This is a genomic window from Klebsiella sp. 64 (genome assembly GCF_018223915.1).
Classification (GTDB): Bacteria; Pseudomonadota; Gammaproteobacteria; order Enterobacterales; family Enterobacteriaceae; genus Klebsiella; species Klebsiella pneumoniae.
The window spans coordinates 45661-59117 of sequence record NZ_JAGRQZ010000040.1; the positions used below are offsets into that span (position 1 = coordinate 45661).

17 protein-coding genes are annotated in these 13457 nt (G+C 56.4%); 12 read left to right on the forward strand and 5 right to left on the reverse strand.

Translation table 11 applies throughout. The annotated features are described in order from the left end of the window. Positions 1-9 precede the first annotated feature (9 nt). A complete protein-coding gene (ulaG, locus tag KHQ23_RS23840; RefSeq protein ID WP_004222078.1) occupies positions 10-1074 on the reverse strand; it encodes an L-ascorbate 6-phosphate lactonase in 1065 nt (354 codons plus the stop codon). A 362-nt stretch (positions 1075-1436) separates the two neighbouring features. Here ulaG and ulaA point away from each other — a divergent pair, with 362 nt between their 5' ends. From ulaA to KHQ23_RS23870, 6 genes are read left to right on the forward strand one after another with little or no spacing between them, the layout of a single operon-like run. After that, positions 1437-2837, forward strand: a complete 1401-nt coding sequence (gene ulaA, locus KHQ23_RS23845) for a PTS ascorbate transporter subunit IIC (protein ID WP_002885681.1) — start codon at positions 1437-1439, stop codon at positions 2835-2837. A gap of 12 nt (positions 2838-2849) precedes the next feature. Beyond that, complete coding sequence (gene ulaB, locus KHQ23_RS23850; RefSeq protein WP_002885682.1) at positions 2850-3155, forward strand: PTS ascorbate transporter subunit IIB; 306 nt, start codon at positions 2850-2852, stop codon at positions 3153-3155. 9 nt (positions 3156-3164) lie between these two features. Further along, positions 3165-3632, forward strand: coding sequence for a PTS ascorbate transporter subunit IIA (gene ulaC / locus KHQ23_RS23855; protein WP_002885683.1), 468 nt, complete (start codon positions 3165-3167; stop codon positions 3630-3632). Between the two features lie 13 nt (positions 3633-3645). Continuing rightward, on the forward strand, positions 3646-4296 hold the full coding sequence (ulaD, locus tag KHQ23_RS23860) for a 3-keto-L-gulonate-6-phosphate decarboxylase UlaD (RefSeq protein WP_002885684.1): 651 nt from the start codon (positions 3646-3648) through the stop codon (positions 4294-4296). 9 nt (positions 4297-4305) lie between these two features. Further along, on the forward strand, positions 4306-5160 hold the full coding sequence (locus KHQ23_RS23865; protein WP_004210671.1) for an L-ribulose-5-phosphate 3-epimerase: 855 nt from the start codon (positions 4306-4308) through the stop codon (positions 5158-5160). Continuing rightward, positions 5160-5846, forward strand: coding sequence for an L-ribulose-5-phosphate 4-epimerase (locus KHQ23_RS23870; RefSeq protein ID WP_015959293.1), 687 nt, complete (start codon positions 5160-5162; stop codon positions 5844-5846). Before KHQ23_RS23865 ends, KHQ23_RS23870 begins: the two co-directional genes overlap by 1 nt. 63 nt (positions 5847-5909) lie before the next feature. Here KHQ23_RS23870 and KHQ23_RS23875 read toward each other — a convergent pair whose 3' ends face one another. Both KHQ23_RS23875 and KHQ23_RS23880 read right to left on the reverse strand, forming a co-directional pair. Then, the gene (locus KHQ23_RS23875) at positions 5910-7103 is read right to left on the reverse strand and encodes an MFS transporter (protein WP_004177693.1); all 1194 of its coding nucleotides are present in this window, start codon (positions 7101-7103) and stop codon (positions 5910-5912) included. 149 nt (positions 7104-7252) lie between these two features. Next, complete coding sequence (locus KHQ23_RS23880; RefSeq protein ID WP_002885689.1) at positions 7253-7528, reverse strand: DUF1471 domain-containing protein; 276 nt, start codon at positions 7526-7528, stop codon at positions 7253-7255. A 340-nt stretch (positions 7529-7868) separates the two neighbouring features. On the opposite strand from KHQ23_RS23880, the gene rpsF reads away from it, so the two are divergent. Genes rpsF through rplI form a run of 4 tightly spaced genes read left to right on the forward strand, consistent with a single transcriptional unit; the run spans position 7869 to position 9307 of the window. Further along, positions 7869-8264, forward strand: coding sequence for a 30S ribosomal protein S6 (gene rpsF, locus KHQ23_RS23885; RefSeq protein ID WP_002885691.1), 396 nt, complete (start codon positions 7869-7871; stop codon positions 8262-8264). A gap of 5 nt (positions 8265-8269) precedes the next feature. Next, the gene (gene priB, locus KHQ23_RS23890) at positions 8270-8584 is read left to right on the forward strand and encodes a primosomal replication protein N (RefSeq protein WP_002885722.1); all 315 of its coding nucleotides are present in this window, start codon (positions 8270-8272) and stop codon (positions 8582-8584) included. A gap of 4 nt (positions 8585-8588) precedes the next feature. After that, entirely contained in the window at positions 8589-8816 is a 228-nt protein-coding gene (rpsR, locus tag KHQ23_RS23895) for a 30S ribosomal protein S18 (RefSeq protein WP_000135199.1), read from the forward strand. Between the two features lie 41 nt (positions 8817-8857). Continuing rightward, positions 8858-9307 carry a 50S ribosomal protein L9 gene (gene rplI, locus KHQ23_RS23900; protein ID WP_002886682.1) on the forward strand — a complete coding sequence of 150 codons (450 nt, stop codon included), beginning with the start codon at positions 8858-8860 and terminating at the stop codon, positions 9305-9307. Positions 9308-9415: 108 nt separating this feature from the next. Here the strand turns inward: rplI and KHQ23_RS23905 are convergent, their stop codons facing one another. Continuing rightward, positions 9416-10090: a LysM-like peptidoglycan-binding domain-containing protein gene (locus tag KHQ23_RS23905; protein WP_004177687.1), complete on the reverse strand. Its 675-nt coding sequence runs from the start codon at positions 10088-10090 to the stop codon at positions 9416-9418. A 218-nt stretch (positions 10091-10308) separates the two neighbouring features. Between KHQ23_RS23905 and fklB the strand changes: the two genes are divergently transcribed. Further along, positions 10309-10929: an FKBP-type peptidyl-prolyl cis-trans isomerase gene (gene fklB / locus KHQ23_RS23910; protein WP_002886687.1), complete on the forward strand. Its 621-nt coding sequence runs from the start codon at positions 10309-10311 to the stop codon at positions 10927-10929. Positions 10930-11233: 304 nt separating this feature from the next. Then, a complete protein-coding gene (gene cycA, locus KHQ23_RS23915; protein WP_002886688.1) occupies positions 11234-12637 on the forward strand; it encodes a D-serine/D-alanine/glycine transporter in 1404 nt (467 codons plus the stop codon). Positions 12638-12741: 104 nt separating this feature from the next. Here cycA and ytfE read toward each other — a convergent pair whose 3' ends face one another. After that, positions 12742-13404 carry an iron-sulfur cluster repair protein YtfE gene (ytfE, locus tag KHQ23_RS23920; protein ID WP_004152016.1) on the reverse strand — a complete coding sequence of 221 codons (663 nt, stop codon included), beginning with the start codon at positions 13402-13404 and terminating at the stop codon, positions 12742-12744. Positions 13405-13457 lie beyond the last annotated feature (53 nt).

The window sequence follows — 13457 nt, forward strand, 5'->3', positions numbered from 1 at the left end:
GGCGGCGACTTACAGGAAGGATTTGAAAGGCAGATCCGGCTCAATGGTGAAGCAATCGTTGAAACCGCGCGGGTAGTGATATTCGAAATTGTCTTTATCCAGCGGCCAGGTAAATTTGCCGCCGACCTGCCAGATAAACGGCTTGAAGCCGTACTTCAGACGATCCTTTTTCATCTCCCACAGAACGCGGATCTCCTGCGGATCGGCCTGAAAGTTTGACCAGATATCATGGTGGAACGGGATCACAACTTTGGCGTTGAGCGACTCTGCCATGCGCAGGATATCGGCGCTGGTCATTTTGTCGGTGATCCCGCGCGGGTTCTCGCCATACGAGCCGAGGGCGACGTCAATCTGATGCTCGTTGCCATGCTTCGCGTAGTAGTTGGAGTAGTGGGAATCGCCGCTGTGGTACAGGTTGCCGCCCGGTGTTTTAAACAGGTAGTTGACTGCGCGCTGGTCCATGCCGTCCGGCAGTACGCCAGCGGCTTTTTGGTCCGCCGGGAGGGTGATCAGCGCGGTGCGATCGAACGCATCGAGCGCATGGATCTCAATGTCTTTGATCTTCACGACATCGCCAGGTTTCATGACGATACAGCGCGCTTTCGGCACGCCCCAACCGATCCACAGGTCGACGCAGGTTTTCGGGCCGATAAACGGCACATCGGCCGGGCAGTTCTGCATGACGGCGGCGGCGACGTTGACGTCAATATGATCGTTGTGATCGTGGGTCGCGAGGACCGCGTCAATCTGGCGAATGGCGAACGGATCCAGCACGAACGGCGTGGTGCGCAGGTTAGGCTGTAATTTTTTCACGCCTGCCATCCGCTGCATCTGGTGGCCGGTTTTCATCAGCGGATTGCCGTGGCTCTGTTTGCCAGTGCCGCACCAGAAATCGACGCAGACGTTAGCCCCGCCTTCGGATTTTAACCAGATACCGGTACAGCCGAGCCACCACATGGCGAAGGTGCCGGGCGCAACCTGCTCCTGCTCAATCTCTTCATTCAGCCAGCTGCCCCATTCCGGAAAGGTGTTCAGGATCCATGATTCACGGGTGATGGTCTGTACTTTACTCATCGTGCTCTTCCTCGTATTTTCAATATTAATCAAATTTTGATTGGTTTTGATTTATGTTGTCACTGGATTTTCAAGATTGCAATCTTGTTTTCCCTCAATTTTACGAAGAGATGCGCATCATCTCTCAGGGGGTCCAGCATCCATAAAGGTTGTGCTTTGTTTTATCTATATGATTTGAAAGTGTTTAATTATGTTTCGGCGCTACTGATCGGCAATAGTCACAATGAAATAGAGGATTATTGCGGCGCGCGTCACATTTAATCAAATTCAATCTTGTTGTGATTATTTTTGATTATTAGAGTGGGCAGCGAGAAATGCTGAGCGTAAGGCGCGTTCAGCGCCTTCACCATCGGGAGTGTGTTATGGCAATCCTCTACAACATCTTTACCGTTTTCTTTAATCAGGTGATGACCAATGCCCCGCTGCTGCTGGGTATCGTCACCTGTCTGGGCTATATCCTGCTGCGCAAAAGCGTCAGCGTGATTATTAAAGGCACGATCAAAACCATTATCGGCTTCATGCTGTTACAGGCCGGCTCCGGCATCCTCACCAGCACTTTTAAACCGGTGGTGGCGAAAATGTCAGAGGTGTACGGCATCAACGGCGCGATCTCTGACACCTATGCCTCGATGATGGCGACCATCGACCGGATGGGCGAGGCCTATAGCTGGGTGGGCTATGCGGTGCTGCTGGCGCTGGCGCTCAACATCTGTTACGTCCTGCTGCGCCGGATAACCGGCATCCGCACCATCATGCTGACTGGCCATATCATGTTTCAGCAGGCGGGGCTGATCGCCGTCTCGTTCTTTATCTTTGGTTACGGAATGTGGACGACCATCATCTGTACCGCCGTGCTGGTCTCCCTGTACTGGGGTATCACCTCCAACATGATGTTCAAGCCGACTCAGCTGGTCACCGACGGCTGCGGCTTCTCCATCGGTCACCAGCAGCAGTTTGCCTCATGGATTGCCTACAAAGTGGCGCCGTATCTGGGGAAAAAAGAGGAGAGTGTGGAAGACCTCAAGCTGCCAGGCTGGCTCAATATCTTCCACGACAACATCGTTTCCACCGCGATTGTCATGACCATTTTCTTTGGCGCGATCCTGCTTTCCTTTGGTATTGACGTCGTGCAGGCGATGGCGGGGAAAACCCACTGGACGGTCTATATCCTGCAGACCGGTTTCTCCTTCGCGGTGGCCATTTTCATCATTACCCAGGGCGTGCGGATGTTCGTCGCCGAACTGTCCGAAGCCTTCAACGGTATCTCGCAACGCCTGATCCCCGGCGCGGTGCTGGCGATTGACTGCGCCGCGATCTATAGCTTTGCGCCGAATGCGGTGGTGTGGGGCTTTATGTGGGGCACCATCGGCCAGCTGATTGCCGTCGGCATTCTGGTTGGCATTGGCTCTTCAATTCTGATTATTCCGGGCTTTATCCCGATGTTCTTCTCCAACGCGACGATTGGCGTCTTTGCCAACCACTTCGGCGGCTGGCGCGCGGCGCTCAAAATCTGCCTGGTGATGGGCATGGTTGAAATTTTCGGTTGCGTGTGGGCGGTGAAGCTCACCGGTATGAGCGCCTGGATGGGAATGGCGGACTGGTCGATTCTGGCGCCGCCGATGATGCAGGGCTTCGCCTCCATCGGGCTGGCGTTTATGGCCGTCATTATCCTGATTGCTCTCGCTTATATGTTCTTCGCTGGCCGCGCGCTGCGCGCCGAAGAAGACGCGGAAAAACAACTGGCAGAGGCCTCTGCCCAATAAGGAGTTCTGATTATGACCGTACGTATTCTGGCTGTGTGTGGTAACGGGCAAGGCAGTTCCATGATCATGAAAATGAAAGTGGATCAGTTCCTGACGCAATCCAATATCGACCACACGGTGAACAGCTGCGCGGTGGGTGAATACAAAAGCGAACTAAACGGCGCGGATATCATCATCGCTTCAACCCATATCGCGGGGGAGATTACCGTCTCCGGCAATAAACACGTGGTGGGGGTGCGTAATATGCTTTCCCCCGCGGATTTCGGGCCAAAGCTGCTGGAGGTGATTAAAGCTCATTTCCCGCAGGACGTGAAATAAGGAGCGGCCATGAAACTCCATGAATCACTGGCGCAGAATCACTCCATTCGCCTGCAGGCGGAAGCGGAAACCTGGCAGGAGGCGGTGAAAATCGGCGTCGATCTGCTGGTGGCCGCCGACGTGGTGGAACCGCGCTACTACCAGGCAATTCTCGACGGCGTCGCGCAGCACGGCCCCTATTTTGTGATCGCTCCGGGATTAGCCATGCCGCACGGGCGGCCGGAAGAGGGCGTCAAAAAAACCGGCTTTGCGCTGGTCACGCTAAAGAAACCGCTGATTTTCAACCACGAAGATAACGACCCGGTCGACATCCTGATCACCATGGCGGCGGTTGACGCCACCACCCACCAGGAAGTGGGCATCATGCAGATCGTTAACCTGTTTGATGACGAAGCCAATTTCGACCGTTTACGCGCCTGCCGCAGCGAGCAGGAAGTGCTGGATTTAATCAAAAACGCCACCGCGGCGGCTGTTTAAAAGGAACACTATCATGTCATTACCTATGTTACAGGTCGCCCTGGACAACCAAACGCTGGCCAGCGCTTATGAAACAACCCGTCTGATCGCCGAAGAGGTAGATATCATTGAAGTCGGCACTATCCTCTGCGTTGGTGAAGGTGTACGCGCGGTGCGCGATCTGAAAGCGCTGTATCCGCATAAAATCGTGCTGGCGGACGCCAAAATTGCCGATGCCGGCAAGATCCTGTCGCGGATGTGCTTCGAAGCCAACGCCGACTGGGTCACGGTGATCTGCTGCGCCGATATCAACACCGCCAAAGGGGCGCTGGATGTCGCCAAAGAGTTCAACGGCGATGTGCAAATAGAGCTGACCGGCTTCTGGACCTGGGAGCAGGCGCAGGCGTGGCGCGAGGCGGGTATTCAGCAGGTGGTCTATCACCGCAGCCGCGACGCGCAGGCGGCAGGCGTGGCGTGGAGTGAGGCGGATATCAGCGCGATTAAGCGTCTGTCTGATATGGGCTTCAAAGTGACCGTCACCGGCGGGCTGGCGCTGGAAGACCTGCCGCTGTTTGCCGGGATCCCTGTTCACGTCTTTATTGCCGGACGCAGCATCCGCGATGCTGCCTCGCCGGTGGAAGCGGCGCGCCAGTTTAAACGCTCTATCGCCCAGCTGTGGGGTTAAGGAGCGACTATGTTGGCGAAATCCATTCCGCTCGGCATCTATGAAAAAGCGCTCCCCGCCGGGGAGTGCTGGCTGGAGCGGCTAAAGCTTGCAAAAGCGCTGGGCTTTGATTTCGTTGAGATGTCTCTCGATGAAACGGACGCCCGCCTTGCGCGGCTGGACTGGAGCCCGGAGCAGCGTCTGGCGCTGGTCAAGGCGGTGGCTGAAACCGGCGTCCGGGTGCCGTCGATGTGCCTTAGCGCCCATCGCCGTTTTCCGCTGGGTAGTGAAGACGACGCGGTGCGGCATCAGGGGCTGGAAATTATGCGTAAAGCTATTCAGCTGGCGCAGGATGTGGGGATTCGGGTGATCCAGCTGGCAGGCTACGACGTCTATTACCAGCAGGCGAACGATGAGACGCGCCGCCGCTTTCGCGACGGCCTGAAACAGAGCGTCGAGATGGCCAGCCGAGCCCAGGTAACCCTGGCGATGGAGATCATGGACTACCCGCTGATGAACTCGATCAGTAAAGCGCTGGGCTATGCCCATTACCTGAATAATCCGTGGTTCCAGCTTTACCCGGATATCGGCAATCTGTCGGCGTGGGATAACGACGTCCAGATGGAGCTGAAGGCGGGGAGCGGGCATATCGTGGCGGTACACGTCAAAGACACGAAGCCCGGCGTCTTTAAAAACGTGCCGTTCGGCGAAGGGGTGGTCGATTTTGAACGCTGCTTCGAAACGCTCAAGCAGACCGGCTACTGCGGACCGTACCTGATTGAGATGTGGAGCGAAACCAGCGCTGACCCGCTGGCGGAGGTGGCGAAGGCGCGTGACTGGGTGAAGGCGCGGATGGCCCGCGCGGGCCTGATGGAGGCGGCATAATGCAACAGCTGAAACAGCAGGTGTTCGAGGCCAATATGGATCTGCCGCGCTACGGCCTGGTGACCTTTACCTGGGGTAACGTTAGCGCCATTGATCGGCAGCGTGGGCTGGTGGTGATTAAGCCCAGCGGCATCGCCTACGAGTCAATGACCGTCGATGACATGTCGGTGGTTGATCTGCAGGGGCACGTGGTGGAAGGGCGCTGGCGTCCCTCCTCTGATACCGCCACCCATCTGGCGCTCTATCGCCGTTATCCCGACCTTGGTGGGGTGGTGCATACCCATTCGACGCACGCCACCGCCTGGGCGCAGGCGGGGCTGGCGATCCCGGCGCTCGGCACCACCCATGCGGACTACTTCTTCGGCGATATTCCCTGCACCCGGGCGCTTAGCGCACAGGAGGTGGACGAGGCCTACGAGCTGAACACCGGGCAGGTGATTATCGAAGCGCTGGGTGAGGCCAATCCGCTGCATACGCCGGGGATCGTCGTCTATCAGCACGGGCCATTTGCCTGGGGCAAAGACGCCCACGAGGCGGTACACAACGCGGTGGTGATGGAAGAGGTGGCGCGCATGGCGTGGATTGCCCGCGGCATTAATCCGCAGTTGCAGCCCATCGATAGCTGGCTGATGAATAAGCATTTTCAGCGTAAGCATGGGCCAAACGCCTACTATGGGCAAAAGTAGATAGCGCGCTCCGGGGCTTTCACCCCTCACGGTGAAGCAACTGGTCTGGCCCCGGGGCCGTTTTTAATCCTGACGATAGGCCGACGGCATCACGCGCATGCCGATGAGCGTGACCACGCAAATTATCGCCCCGGCGTAAAACGTCGAGGCGGCGCCGAAGGTTTCCCACAGTACCCCCGCGCCGGTGCTGGCCAGCAGCAGAGCCAGGCCACTCATCAGATTAAACATACCGAACGCCGTGCCGCGTAGCTCCGGTGGCGCCGTATGGGCGACCATCGCCGCCAGCAGGCCCTGGGTCATTCCCATATGAATCCCCCACAGCGCGACGCCGATCAGCAGCGTGCTCCAGTGGCCGCTGAGCGCCAGCACGATATCGGCGAGGATCAGCACCAGCAGCCCCCACTGCAGCAGTTTGCTGTGGCTCATGCTGTCTGAGAGTTTACCGAACGGGTAAGCCGTGAGGCTGTAGACCAGGTTCATCGCCACCATCACCAGCGGGATGGTATAGAGCGGGATCTCCATCTGCTGGGCGCGCAGCACCAGAAAGGCTTCGCTGAAGCGGGCGAGGGTGAAAATGCTGCCGATCGCGACCACCCACCAGTAGGCGGCGGAGAGCTTTTTCAGGTTTTCGCGCTTCAGCGGATTGCTGCGTTTGTGCGCGATGGCGGATTTTGGCTCCTGTAGGCCGAATCCGAGCAGGAGAATGGAGAGCACGGCGGGAATGACCGCCACCCAGAAAATAGCGTGAAAATCGTTGGCCCAGATAAACATCAGCAGCACCGCCAGCAGCGGGCCGAGAAAGGCGCCGACGGTATCCAGCGCCTGGCGTAGTCCGTAGGCGGCGCCGCGGATCTCCGGCGGGGTGACGTCGGCGACCAGCGCATCGCGCGGCGCGCCGCGAATACCTTTGCCTACGCGGTCAATCATGCGGGCGCTAAACACCACCCCGGCGGTAGGGGCGATGGCAAACAGCGGCTTACTGAGCGCGCCCAGGCCGTAGCCCAGCAGCGCCAGTCCTTTACGCTTGCCGACATAGTCGCTGATCGCGCCGGAGAAGACCTTCAGGATCAGGGCGGTGGCTTCCGCCAGTCCCTCGATAAGACCGATAATTATCACGCTGGCGCCGAGGGTAGTGGCCATAAACAGCGGTAAGAGGCTGTGGATCATCTCGGAGGAGACATCCATCAGCAGGCTGACGCCGCCGAGTACCCAAACGCCTTTGGGGATACGGCCTAAGGTGGCGAAACGCGGAACCATCAATCACTCCTGATTATCAAATGGCGAGTGGCTGATTAAATCAGGTTGCGATGACGCTGGTAAGTCGGTTTGTAAAATAATTCTCAATTGCGTTTGGGCGCAGACCTCGCTTCGCCCCTCGCGAGGAGAGGCGAAGAATCGGGCAGGCGTTAGCGGTATATCACCGCGCTGGCGCGAAGCGGGCCGTTGGTTTCTGGTTCGTGCATCAGGATAGGCTGAAAGTATTTCGCCCCCTGCGCATCGCTCATCTGGCTAAGGGCCTGTTCGGCCTCGTGCTCAGTGGCCATATTGTGATTGATATAGATAACGCCGAGGCTCTGCACGTCGTCCATGTTGCGGGCCTGACGTTCGGTGATTTGGATAGCTGCCAGCGCGTTGGCGCTGAAGAAAAGCGCAGCCATCATGGCGATGATTTTCAGTTTCATATACTACGCTCCTGACTGACAGTCCTGACGCTGACTCGGGGCTCTCCTGTGATCGTTGGGCTTTGATAGAAGTGTAATCGCTGCGCGTTCATCGCATGGCGACCTTTTCTGATGCAGTTGTTCAAAAAAATGCCGCTTCCTTTATTGGTTAATTTTAAATCACCCACTTAGCCCAGCTTGGCGCTTAGTGCGAATTATTTGTGCAAATGCGCTTGTGTTCCTGAGGGGCCGCCATTAGAATGACGCGTCAATTTTTCAGCCGCCCTTTAACACGTTCCTTGCCTCCATGGGCCGCGGCTGACCCAGACAGGAGGCTGAATAATCCGTAAGGAGCAATTCGATGCGTCATTACGAAATCGTTTTTATGGTCCATCCTGACCAGAGCGAACAGGTTCCGGGCATGATCGAACGTTACACTGGTGCAATTACTGCAGCAGCAGGTACGATCCACCGTCTGGAAGACTGGGGCCGCCGTCAGCTGGCTTATCCGATCAACAAACTGCACAAAGCTCACTACGTTCTGATGAACGTTGAAGCGCCGCAGGAAGCGATCGATGAGCTGGAAACTAACTTCCGCTTCAACGACGCCGTTATCCGCAGCATGGTAATGCGTACTAAGCACGCTGTTACCGAAGCATCTCCGATGGTTAAAGCGAAAGACGAGCGCCGTGAGCGTCGCGAAGATTTCGCCAACGAAACCGCAGATGATTCTGAAGCTGGGGATTCTGAAGAGTAATCCTGATGACCAACCGTCTGGAGCTGTCCGGCATTATTTGCAGGACTCCACTTCGTAAGGTCAGCCCGTCAGGAATTCCTCACTGCCAGTTCGTGCTTGAGCATCGTTCAGTGCAGGAGGAAGCCGGTTTTCACCGGCAGGCATGGTGTCAGATGCCCGTTATTATTAGCGGTCATGAGAACCAGGCCATTACTCACAGTATAACGGTCGGTAGCGCAGTAACCGTTCGAGGGTTCATCTCTTGCCATAAGGCAAAGAACGGCTTGAGCAAAATGGTTCTGCATGCCGAGCAGATTGAATTGATAGATTCTGGAGACTAGCCATATGGCACGTTATTTCCGTCGTCGCAAGTTCTGCCGTTTCACCGCGGAAGGCGTTCAAGAGATCGACTATAAAGATATCGCTACGCTGAAAAACTACATCACCGAAAGCGGTAAGATTGTCCCGAGCCGTATCACCGGTACCCGTGCAAAATACCAGCGTCAGCTGGCTCGCGCTATCAAACGCGCTCGCTACCTGTCCCTGCTGCCGTACACTGATCGTCATCAGTAATCGGTCACGGTCCATTAATACGACTTTGAGAGGATAAGGTAATGCAAGTTATTCTGCTTGATAAAGTAGCAAACCTGGGTAGCCTGGGTGATCAGGTTAACGTTAAAGCGGGCTATGCTCGTAACTTCCTGGTCCCGCAGGGTAAAGCTGTTCCTGCTACCAAGAAAAACGTTGAATTCTTCGAAGCACGTCGTGCTGAACTGGAAGCCAAACTGGCTGACGTTCTGGCAGCAGCTGAAGCTCGTGCTGAGCAGATCAACGCCCTGGAATCCGTAACCATCGCGTCTAAAGCTGGCGACGAAGGTAAACTGTTCGGTTCCATCGGTACTCGCGACATCGCTGACGCTGTTACTGCAGCAGGCGTTAAAGTTGCTAAGAGCGAAGTTCGCCTGCCGAACGGCGTTCTGCGTAACGTTGGCGAGCACGAAGTGAACTTCCAGGTTCACAGCGAAGTATTCGCTAAAGTTATCATCAACGTGGTTGCTGAGTAATCGGCCTCTGACGTTCTGGTAACAACAAACCGCCGGCCTTGTGCCGGCGTTTTGCTTTTTAGCGCCTTTCATTTTGCGGCGGCGTAACGCTTGCTGTCGTCTTCTCTGCTATCGCGCACGCACAAAGCTGCCGTTCGACTGGCGGGTAAACAGCACCTGCTGGCCGTTGCCGGTATCGATAGTGAGCCCGGTGACCACGCCGTTGGCGTTCTGCCGAATCTGCACCGTCTGTCCGCTCTGCAAAGTACTTAGCGGCTTGCCAGCGCCTTCAACCTGCGCCATGGCGTAGACGTCAGTGGCCGGCAGCCCATGATCGCGGAACAGCTGCGCCAGGGTTTTGCCTGACTCGATGCGATAGGTCCGCCATTGCTGCTCAATACCCGGCGCGGACTGCTGTGATGAGGATTGATAAGGCTGGGTGGCGGCGGGCTGCTGCGTCTGCGCTTGATCCGGCTGCTCATCCTGAATCGGCTCCGGGGCGACCGGCGCCATCTGATCGGCGTCGCTCACGGTAGGCGTATTAGTGATCGGCGGCAGCGGAACGGCCTGATTGCCGCCAGCTTGCGGCTGGGACTGCGACTGTAGATTCAGGTTCGCTTCACGGCTGGTCGACGCCGGGCTTTGGCTATCATCGGAGGGAAGCAGAATACCAATAATAACCAACAGGAAGCCAGCGATAATTCCCCGGCGGTGCATCGGAGGCAGCGGGTCCAGGAGGCGAAAATGATCCGGGGCGTGCCAGATTTTCGCCAGGGTAGATGTCAGTTCAAAGCGCCCGGGCATGGCTTTCCTCCTGCTCCGCATATTTATATCCTGCTCATGAGTATAGATGGCTAACGTCCTGATGACCGGAACAAAGTGAAGTTAACCTGCTGCCGCCTATTGTTTCTTTTTCGCTGAGATTTGTCATCATCCGCCGACAAAGTTTTACCCATTTCGCTATGGCTGTTATGCTTTCGCACGCTTTTATCTTGATGTTTATCACCCAAAAAGGAACAACGATGGCAACCCCAACTTTTGACACTATCGAAGCGCAGGCAAGTTACGGTATCGGCTTGCAGGTTGGACAACAGCTGAGCGAATCCGGCCTGCAGGGGCTGCTGCCGGAAGCGCTGGTGGCGGGTATCGCCGATGCGCTGGAAGGTAACCAGCCGCAGGTGCCGGTGGAAGCCGTTCACCGCGCGCTGCGTGAAATCCACGAGCGTGCTGACGCTGTGCGTCGCGAGCGTTTTCAGGCCATGGCCGCTGACGGCCAAAAATACCTTGATGAAAACCGCGAGAAAGAAGGTGTGAACAGCACCGAGTCTGGTCTGCAGTTCCGCGTACTGACCCAGGGCGAAGGCCCGATCCCGGCGCGTACTGACCGCGTTCGCGTGCACTACACTGGCAAACTGATCGACGGCACCGTCTTCGACAGCTCCGTCGCTCGCGGTGAACCGGCTGAATTCCCGGTGACCGGCGTGATCGGCGGCTGGATTGAAGCGCTGACTCTGATGCCGGTAGGTTCCAAATGGGAACTGACGATCCCGCACAACCTCGCCTACGGTGAGCGCGGCGCTGGCGCATCGATTCCTCCGTTCAGCACCCTGATCTTCGAAGTTGAACTGCTGGACATTATCTAAACAGCAGCGGCTTCCTCTTCCCCGCGGCAGGGGAAGCCATAAAAATAGCGTAAAATCCTTAAGTTAAAAATTAATTGGAATTATGTTTTGCATTCATCACGTATGGGTGTATTTTTGTGAGCTATTTCGCGTTAGATGAGTGATATAACACTCACTTTAAACATAAAATTAACATTATATCTAAATCATAGTATTCATCCCTCCGATTCTTACCTAATATCGACTAGCCCTTGCTGGGGTTAATGACAGACGACGGGCCATCAGAGCCTGAACAACACAGACAGGTACAACAGGAAGAAATCACATGGTAGATCAGGTTAAAGTCGCTGCTGTCGAGCAGGAGCCGACTGAACAATCGCTACGGCGAAATCTCACAAACCGACATATTCAGCTGATCGCGATTGGCGGAGCGATCGGCACCGGGTTATTTATGGGTTCTGGCAAAACCATCAGCCTTGCCGGACCATCCATTATCTTTGTTTATATGATTATCGGTTTTATGCTGTTTTTCGTGATGCGTGCCATGGGCGAATTACTGCTGTCGAACCTCGAATATAAATCCTTTAGCGACTTCGCGGCCGATCTGCTGGGGCCGTGGGCGGGCTACTTTACCGGCTGGACCTACTGGTTCTGCTGGGTAGTGACCGGGATGGCGGACGTTGTCGCCATCACCGCCTACGCGCAGTTCTGGTTTCCCGGACTCTCCGACTGGGTCGCCTCGCTGGCGGTGATCCTGCTGCTGCTGGGCCTGAACCTGGCCACCGTCAAGATGTTTGGCGAAATGGAGTTCTGGTTCGCGATGATCAAAATTGTCGCCATCGTGGCGCTGATCGTGGTCGGCCTGGTAATGGTGATGATGCATTTCAAATCGCCGACCGGGGTCGAAGCCTCTTTCGCCCACCTGTGGAATGACGGCGGCTGGTTCCCGAAAGGGCTGAGCGGCTTCTTCGCCGGCTTCCAGATTGCGGTGTTTGCCTTCGTGGGGATTGAGCTGGTGGGTACCACCGCCGCCGAAACCAAAGACCCGGAAAAGTCCCTGCCGCGAGCGATTAACTCCATCCCGCTGCGTATCATTATGTTCTACGTCTTCGCGCTGATTGTGATTATGTCGGTGACGCCGTGGAGCTCCGTGGTGCCGAGCAAGAGCCCGTTCGTTGAGCTGTTCGTGCTGGTTGGTCTGCCGGCGGCGGCGAGCCTGATCAACTTCGTGGTGCTGACCTCCGCGGCCTCCTCGGCCAACAGCGGCGTGTTCTCTACCAGCCGTATGCTGTTCGGTCTGGCGCAGGATGGTCAGGCGCCGAAGATGTTCGCCAAGCTGTCGAAGCGTGCGGTGCCGGCGAAGGGCTTAACCTTCTCCTGCATGTGTCTGCTGGGCGGGGTGGTGATGCTGATGGTCAACCCGAGCGTGATTGCCGCCTTCACCATGATCACCACGGTGTCGGCGATCCTGTTTATGTTCGTCTGGACCATCATCCTTTGCTCTTACCTGGCGTATCGCAAAAACCGCCCTCAGCTGCATGAGAAGTCAAGCTACAAGATGCCGCTGGGTAAAGTCATGTGCTGGGTGTGCATGGCCTTCTTCGTCTTTGTGCTGGTGCTGTTGACCCTGGAAGACGATACCCGTGAAGCGCTGATGGTCACCCCGCTGTGGTTTGTGCTGCTGGGCGCGGGCTGGCTGTTTGCCGGCAAAAAACGGCTGGCGAAATAAACGAAAATTTTAACGTTGCTTGCAACGGCCCGTCATAAAAAAGGCCACCCGGAGTGGCCAAATAAGACGGACAATGTCGAGGGCGCCCGCGGGCGCCTTTTTCTTTACTTTCCGCCGAGGGCGCGCGGGAACAGCACATTATTTTCCAGGCTGATGTGTTCCATCAGATCGTCGATCATCTCGTTGATACCGTTATACATCGCCTTCCAGGTGGTACAGGCTTCCGGCGGCGGCGTCACGTTGTGGGTGATGTGCTTAATGACTTCCAGCAGTTCACCCGCTTCATCATGCTCGCTTTCCATCACGCTGATCGGCCCCCCGGCCTGGGCGCCCATTCCCTGTTTGATCATCGGGAACAGGATCTGTTCCTCTTTCATCATGTGGCTGGAAAGCTCCTGATGCAGCATGGTCAGGTACTTAGTCAGTCCTTTCGGCACGTTCGGTTTATCGGCATGGACGCGTTCAACCTTGGTGGCCTGCAGGATCAGCTCCGGCAGCTGTTCACGGTGCCGGTCGTGATAGCGAACGATGATATGGTCGATAATCTCCGCGAGGGGCGCCGCGCGCCAGTCGCGGGAGAGAGGCTGTTCGGCCAGTTTCGCCAGCTCGGCTTCAATCACCGCGACATCCAGCGCTTTGCGCGACGCGGCGCGCGCCAGGGTCTGTTTGCCGCCGCAGCAGTAATCCATATCGTATTGACGGAACAGGGCGGAGGCGCGCGGGATGGTCAGCGCCAGCTCGCCTAAAGGTTGGTCACGGAAAGCCATAGCAGTTACCTCGTCATCAGGAATATAAGATGTATTTTAAATGCATCTTTTTG

Coding starts and splice junctions, on each gene's coding strand:
- ulaG (WP_004222078.1), bottom strand. CDS start 1,074: ATGAGTAAAGTACAGACCATCACCCGTGAATCATGGATCCTGAACACC.
- KHQ23_RS23865 (WP_004210671.1), top strand. CDS start 4,306: ATGTTGGCGAAATCCATTCCGCTCGGCATCTATGAAAAAGCGCTCCCC.
- KHQ23_RS23905 (WP_004177687.1), bottom strand. CDS start 10,090: ATGCCCGGGCGCTTTGAACTGACATCTACCCTGGCGAAAATCTGGCAC.
- cycA (WP_002886688.1), top strand. CDS start 11,234: ATGGTAGATCAGGTTAAAGTCGCTGCTGTCGAGCAGGAGCCGACTGAA.
- fklB (WP_002886687.1), top strand. CDS start 10,309: ATGGCAACCCCAACTTTTGACACTATCGAAGCGCAGGCAAGTTACGGT.
- rpsF (WP_002885691.1), top strand. CDS start 7,869: ATGCGTCATTACGAAATCGTTTTTATGGTCCATCCTGACCAGAGCGAA.
- ytfE (WP_004152016.1), bottom strand. CDS start 13,404: ATGGCTTTCCGTGACCAACCTTTAGGCGAGCTGGCGCTGACCATCCCG.
- ulaA (WP_002885681.1), top strand. CDS start 1,437: ATGGCAATCCTCTACAACATCTTTACCGTTTTCTTTAATCAGGTGATG.
- KHQ23_RS23870 (WP_015959293.1), top strand. CDS start 5,160: ATGCAACAGCTGAAACAGCAGGTGTTCGAGGCCAATATGGATCTGCCG.
- KHQ23_RS23880 (WP_002885689.1), bottom strand. CDS start 7,528: ATGAAACTGAAAATCATCGCCATGATGGCTGCGCTTTTCTTCAGCGCC.
- rplI (WP_002886682.1), top strand. CDS start 8,858: ATGCAAGTTATTCTGCTTGATAAAGTAGCAAACCTGGGTAGCCTGGGT.
- priB (WP_002885722.1), top strand. CDS start 8,270: ATGACCAACCGTCTGGAGCTGTCCGGCATTATTTGCAGGACTCCACTT.
- rpsR (WP_000135199.1), top strand. CDS start 8,589: ATGGCACGTTATTTCCGTCGTCGCAAGTTCTGCCGTTTCACCGCGGAA.
- ulaD (WP_002885684.1), top strand. CDS start 3,646: ATGTCATTACCTATGTTACAGGTCGCCCTGGACAACCAAACGCTGGCC.
- ulaC (WP_002885683.1), top strand. CDS start 3,165: ATGAAACTCCATGAATCACTGGCGCAGAATCACTCCATTCGCCTGCAG.
- KHQ23_RS23875 (WP_004177693.1), bottom strand. CDS start 7,103: ATGGTTCCGCGTTTCGCCACCTTAGGCCGTATCCCCAAAGGCGTTTGG.
- ulaB (WP_002885682.1), top strand. CDS start 2,850: ATGACCGTACGTATTCTGGCTGTGTGTGGTAACGGGCAAGGCAGTTCC.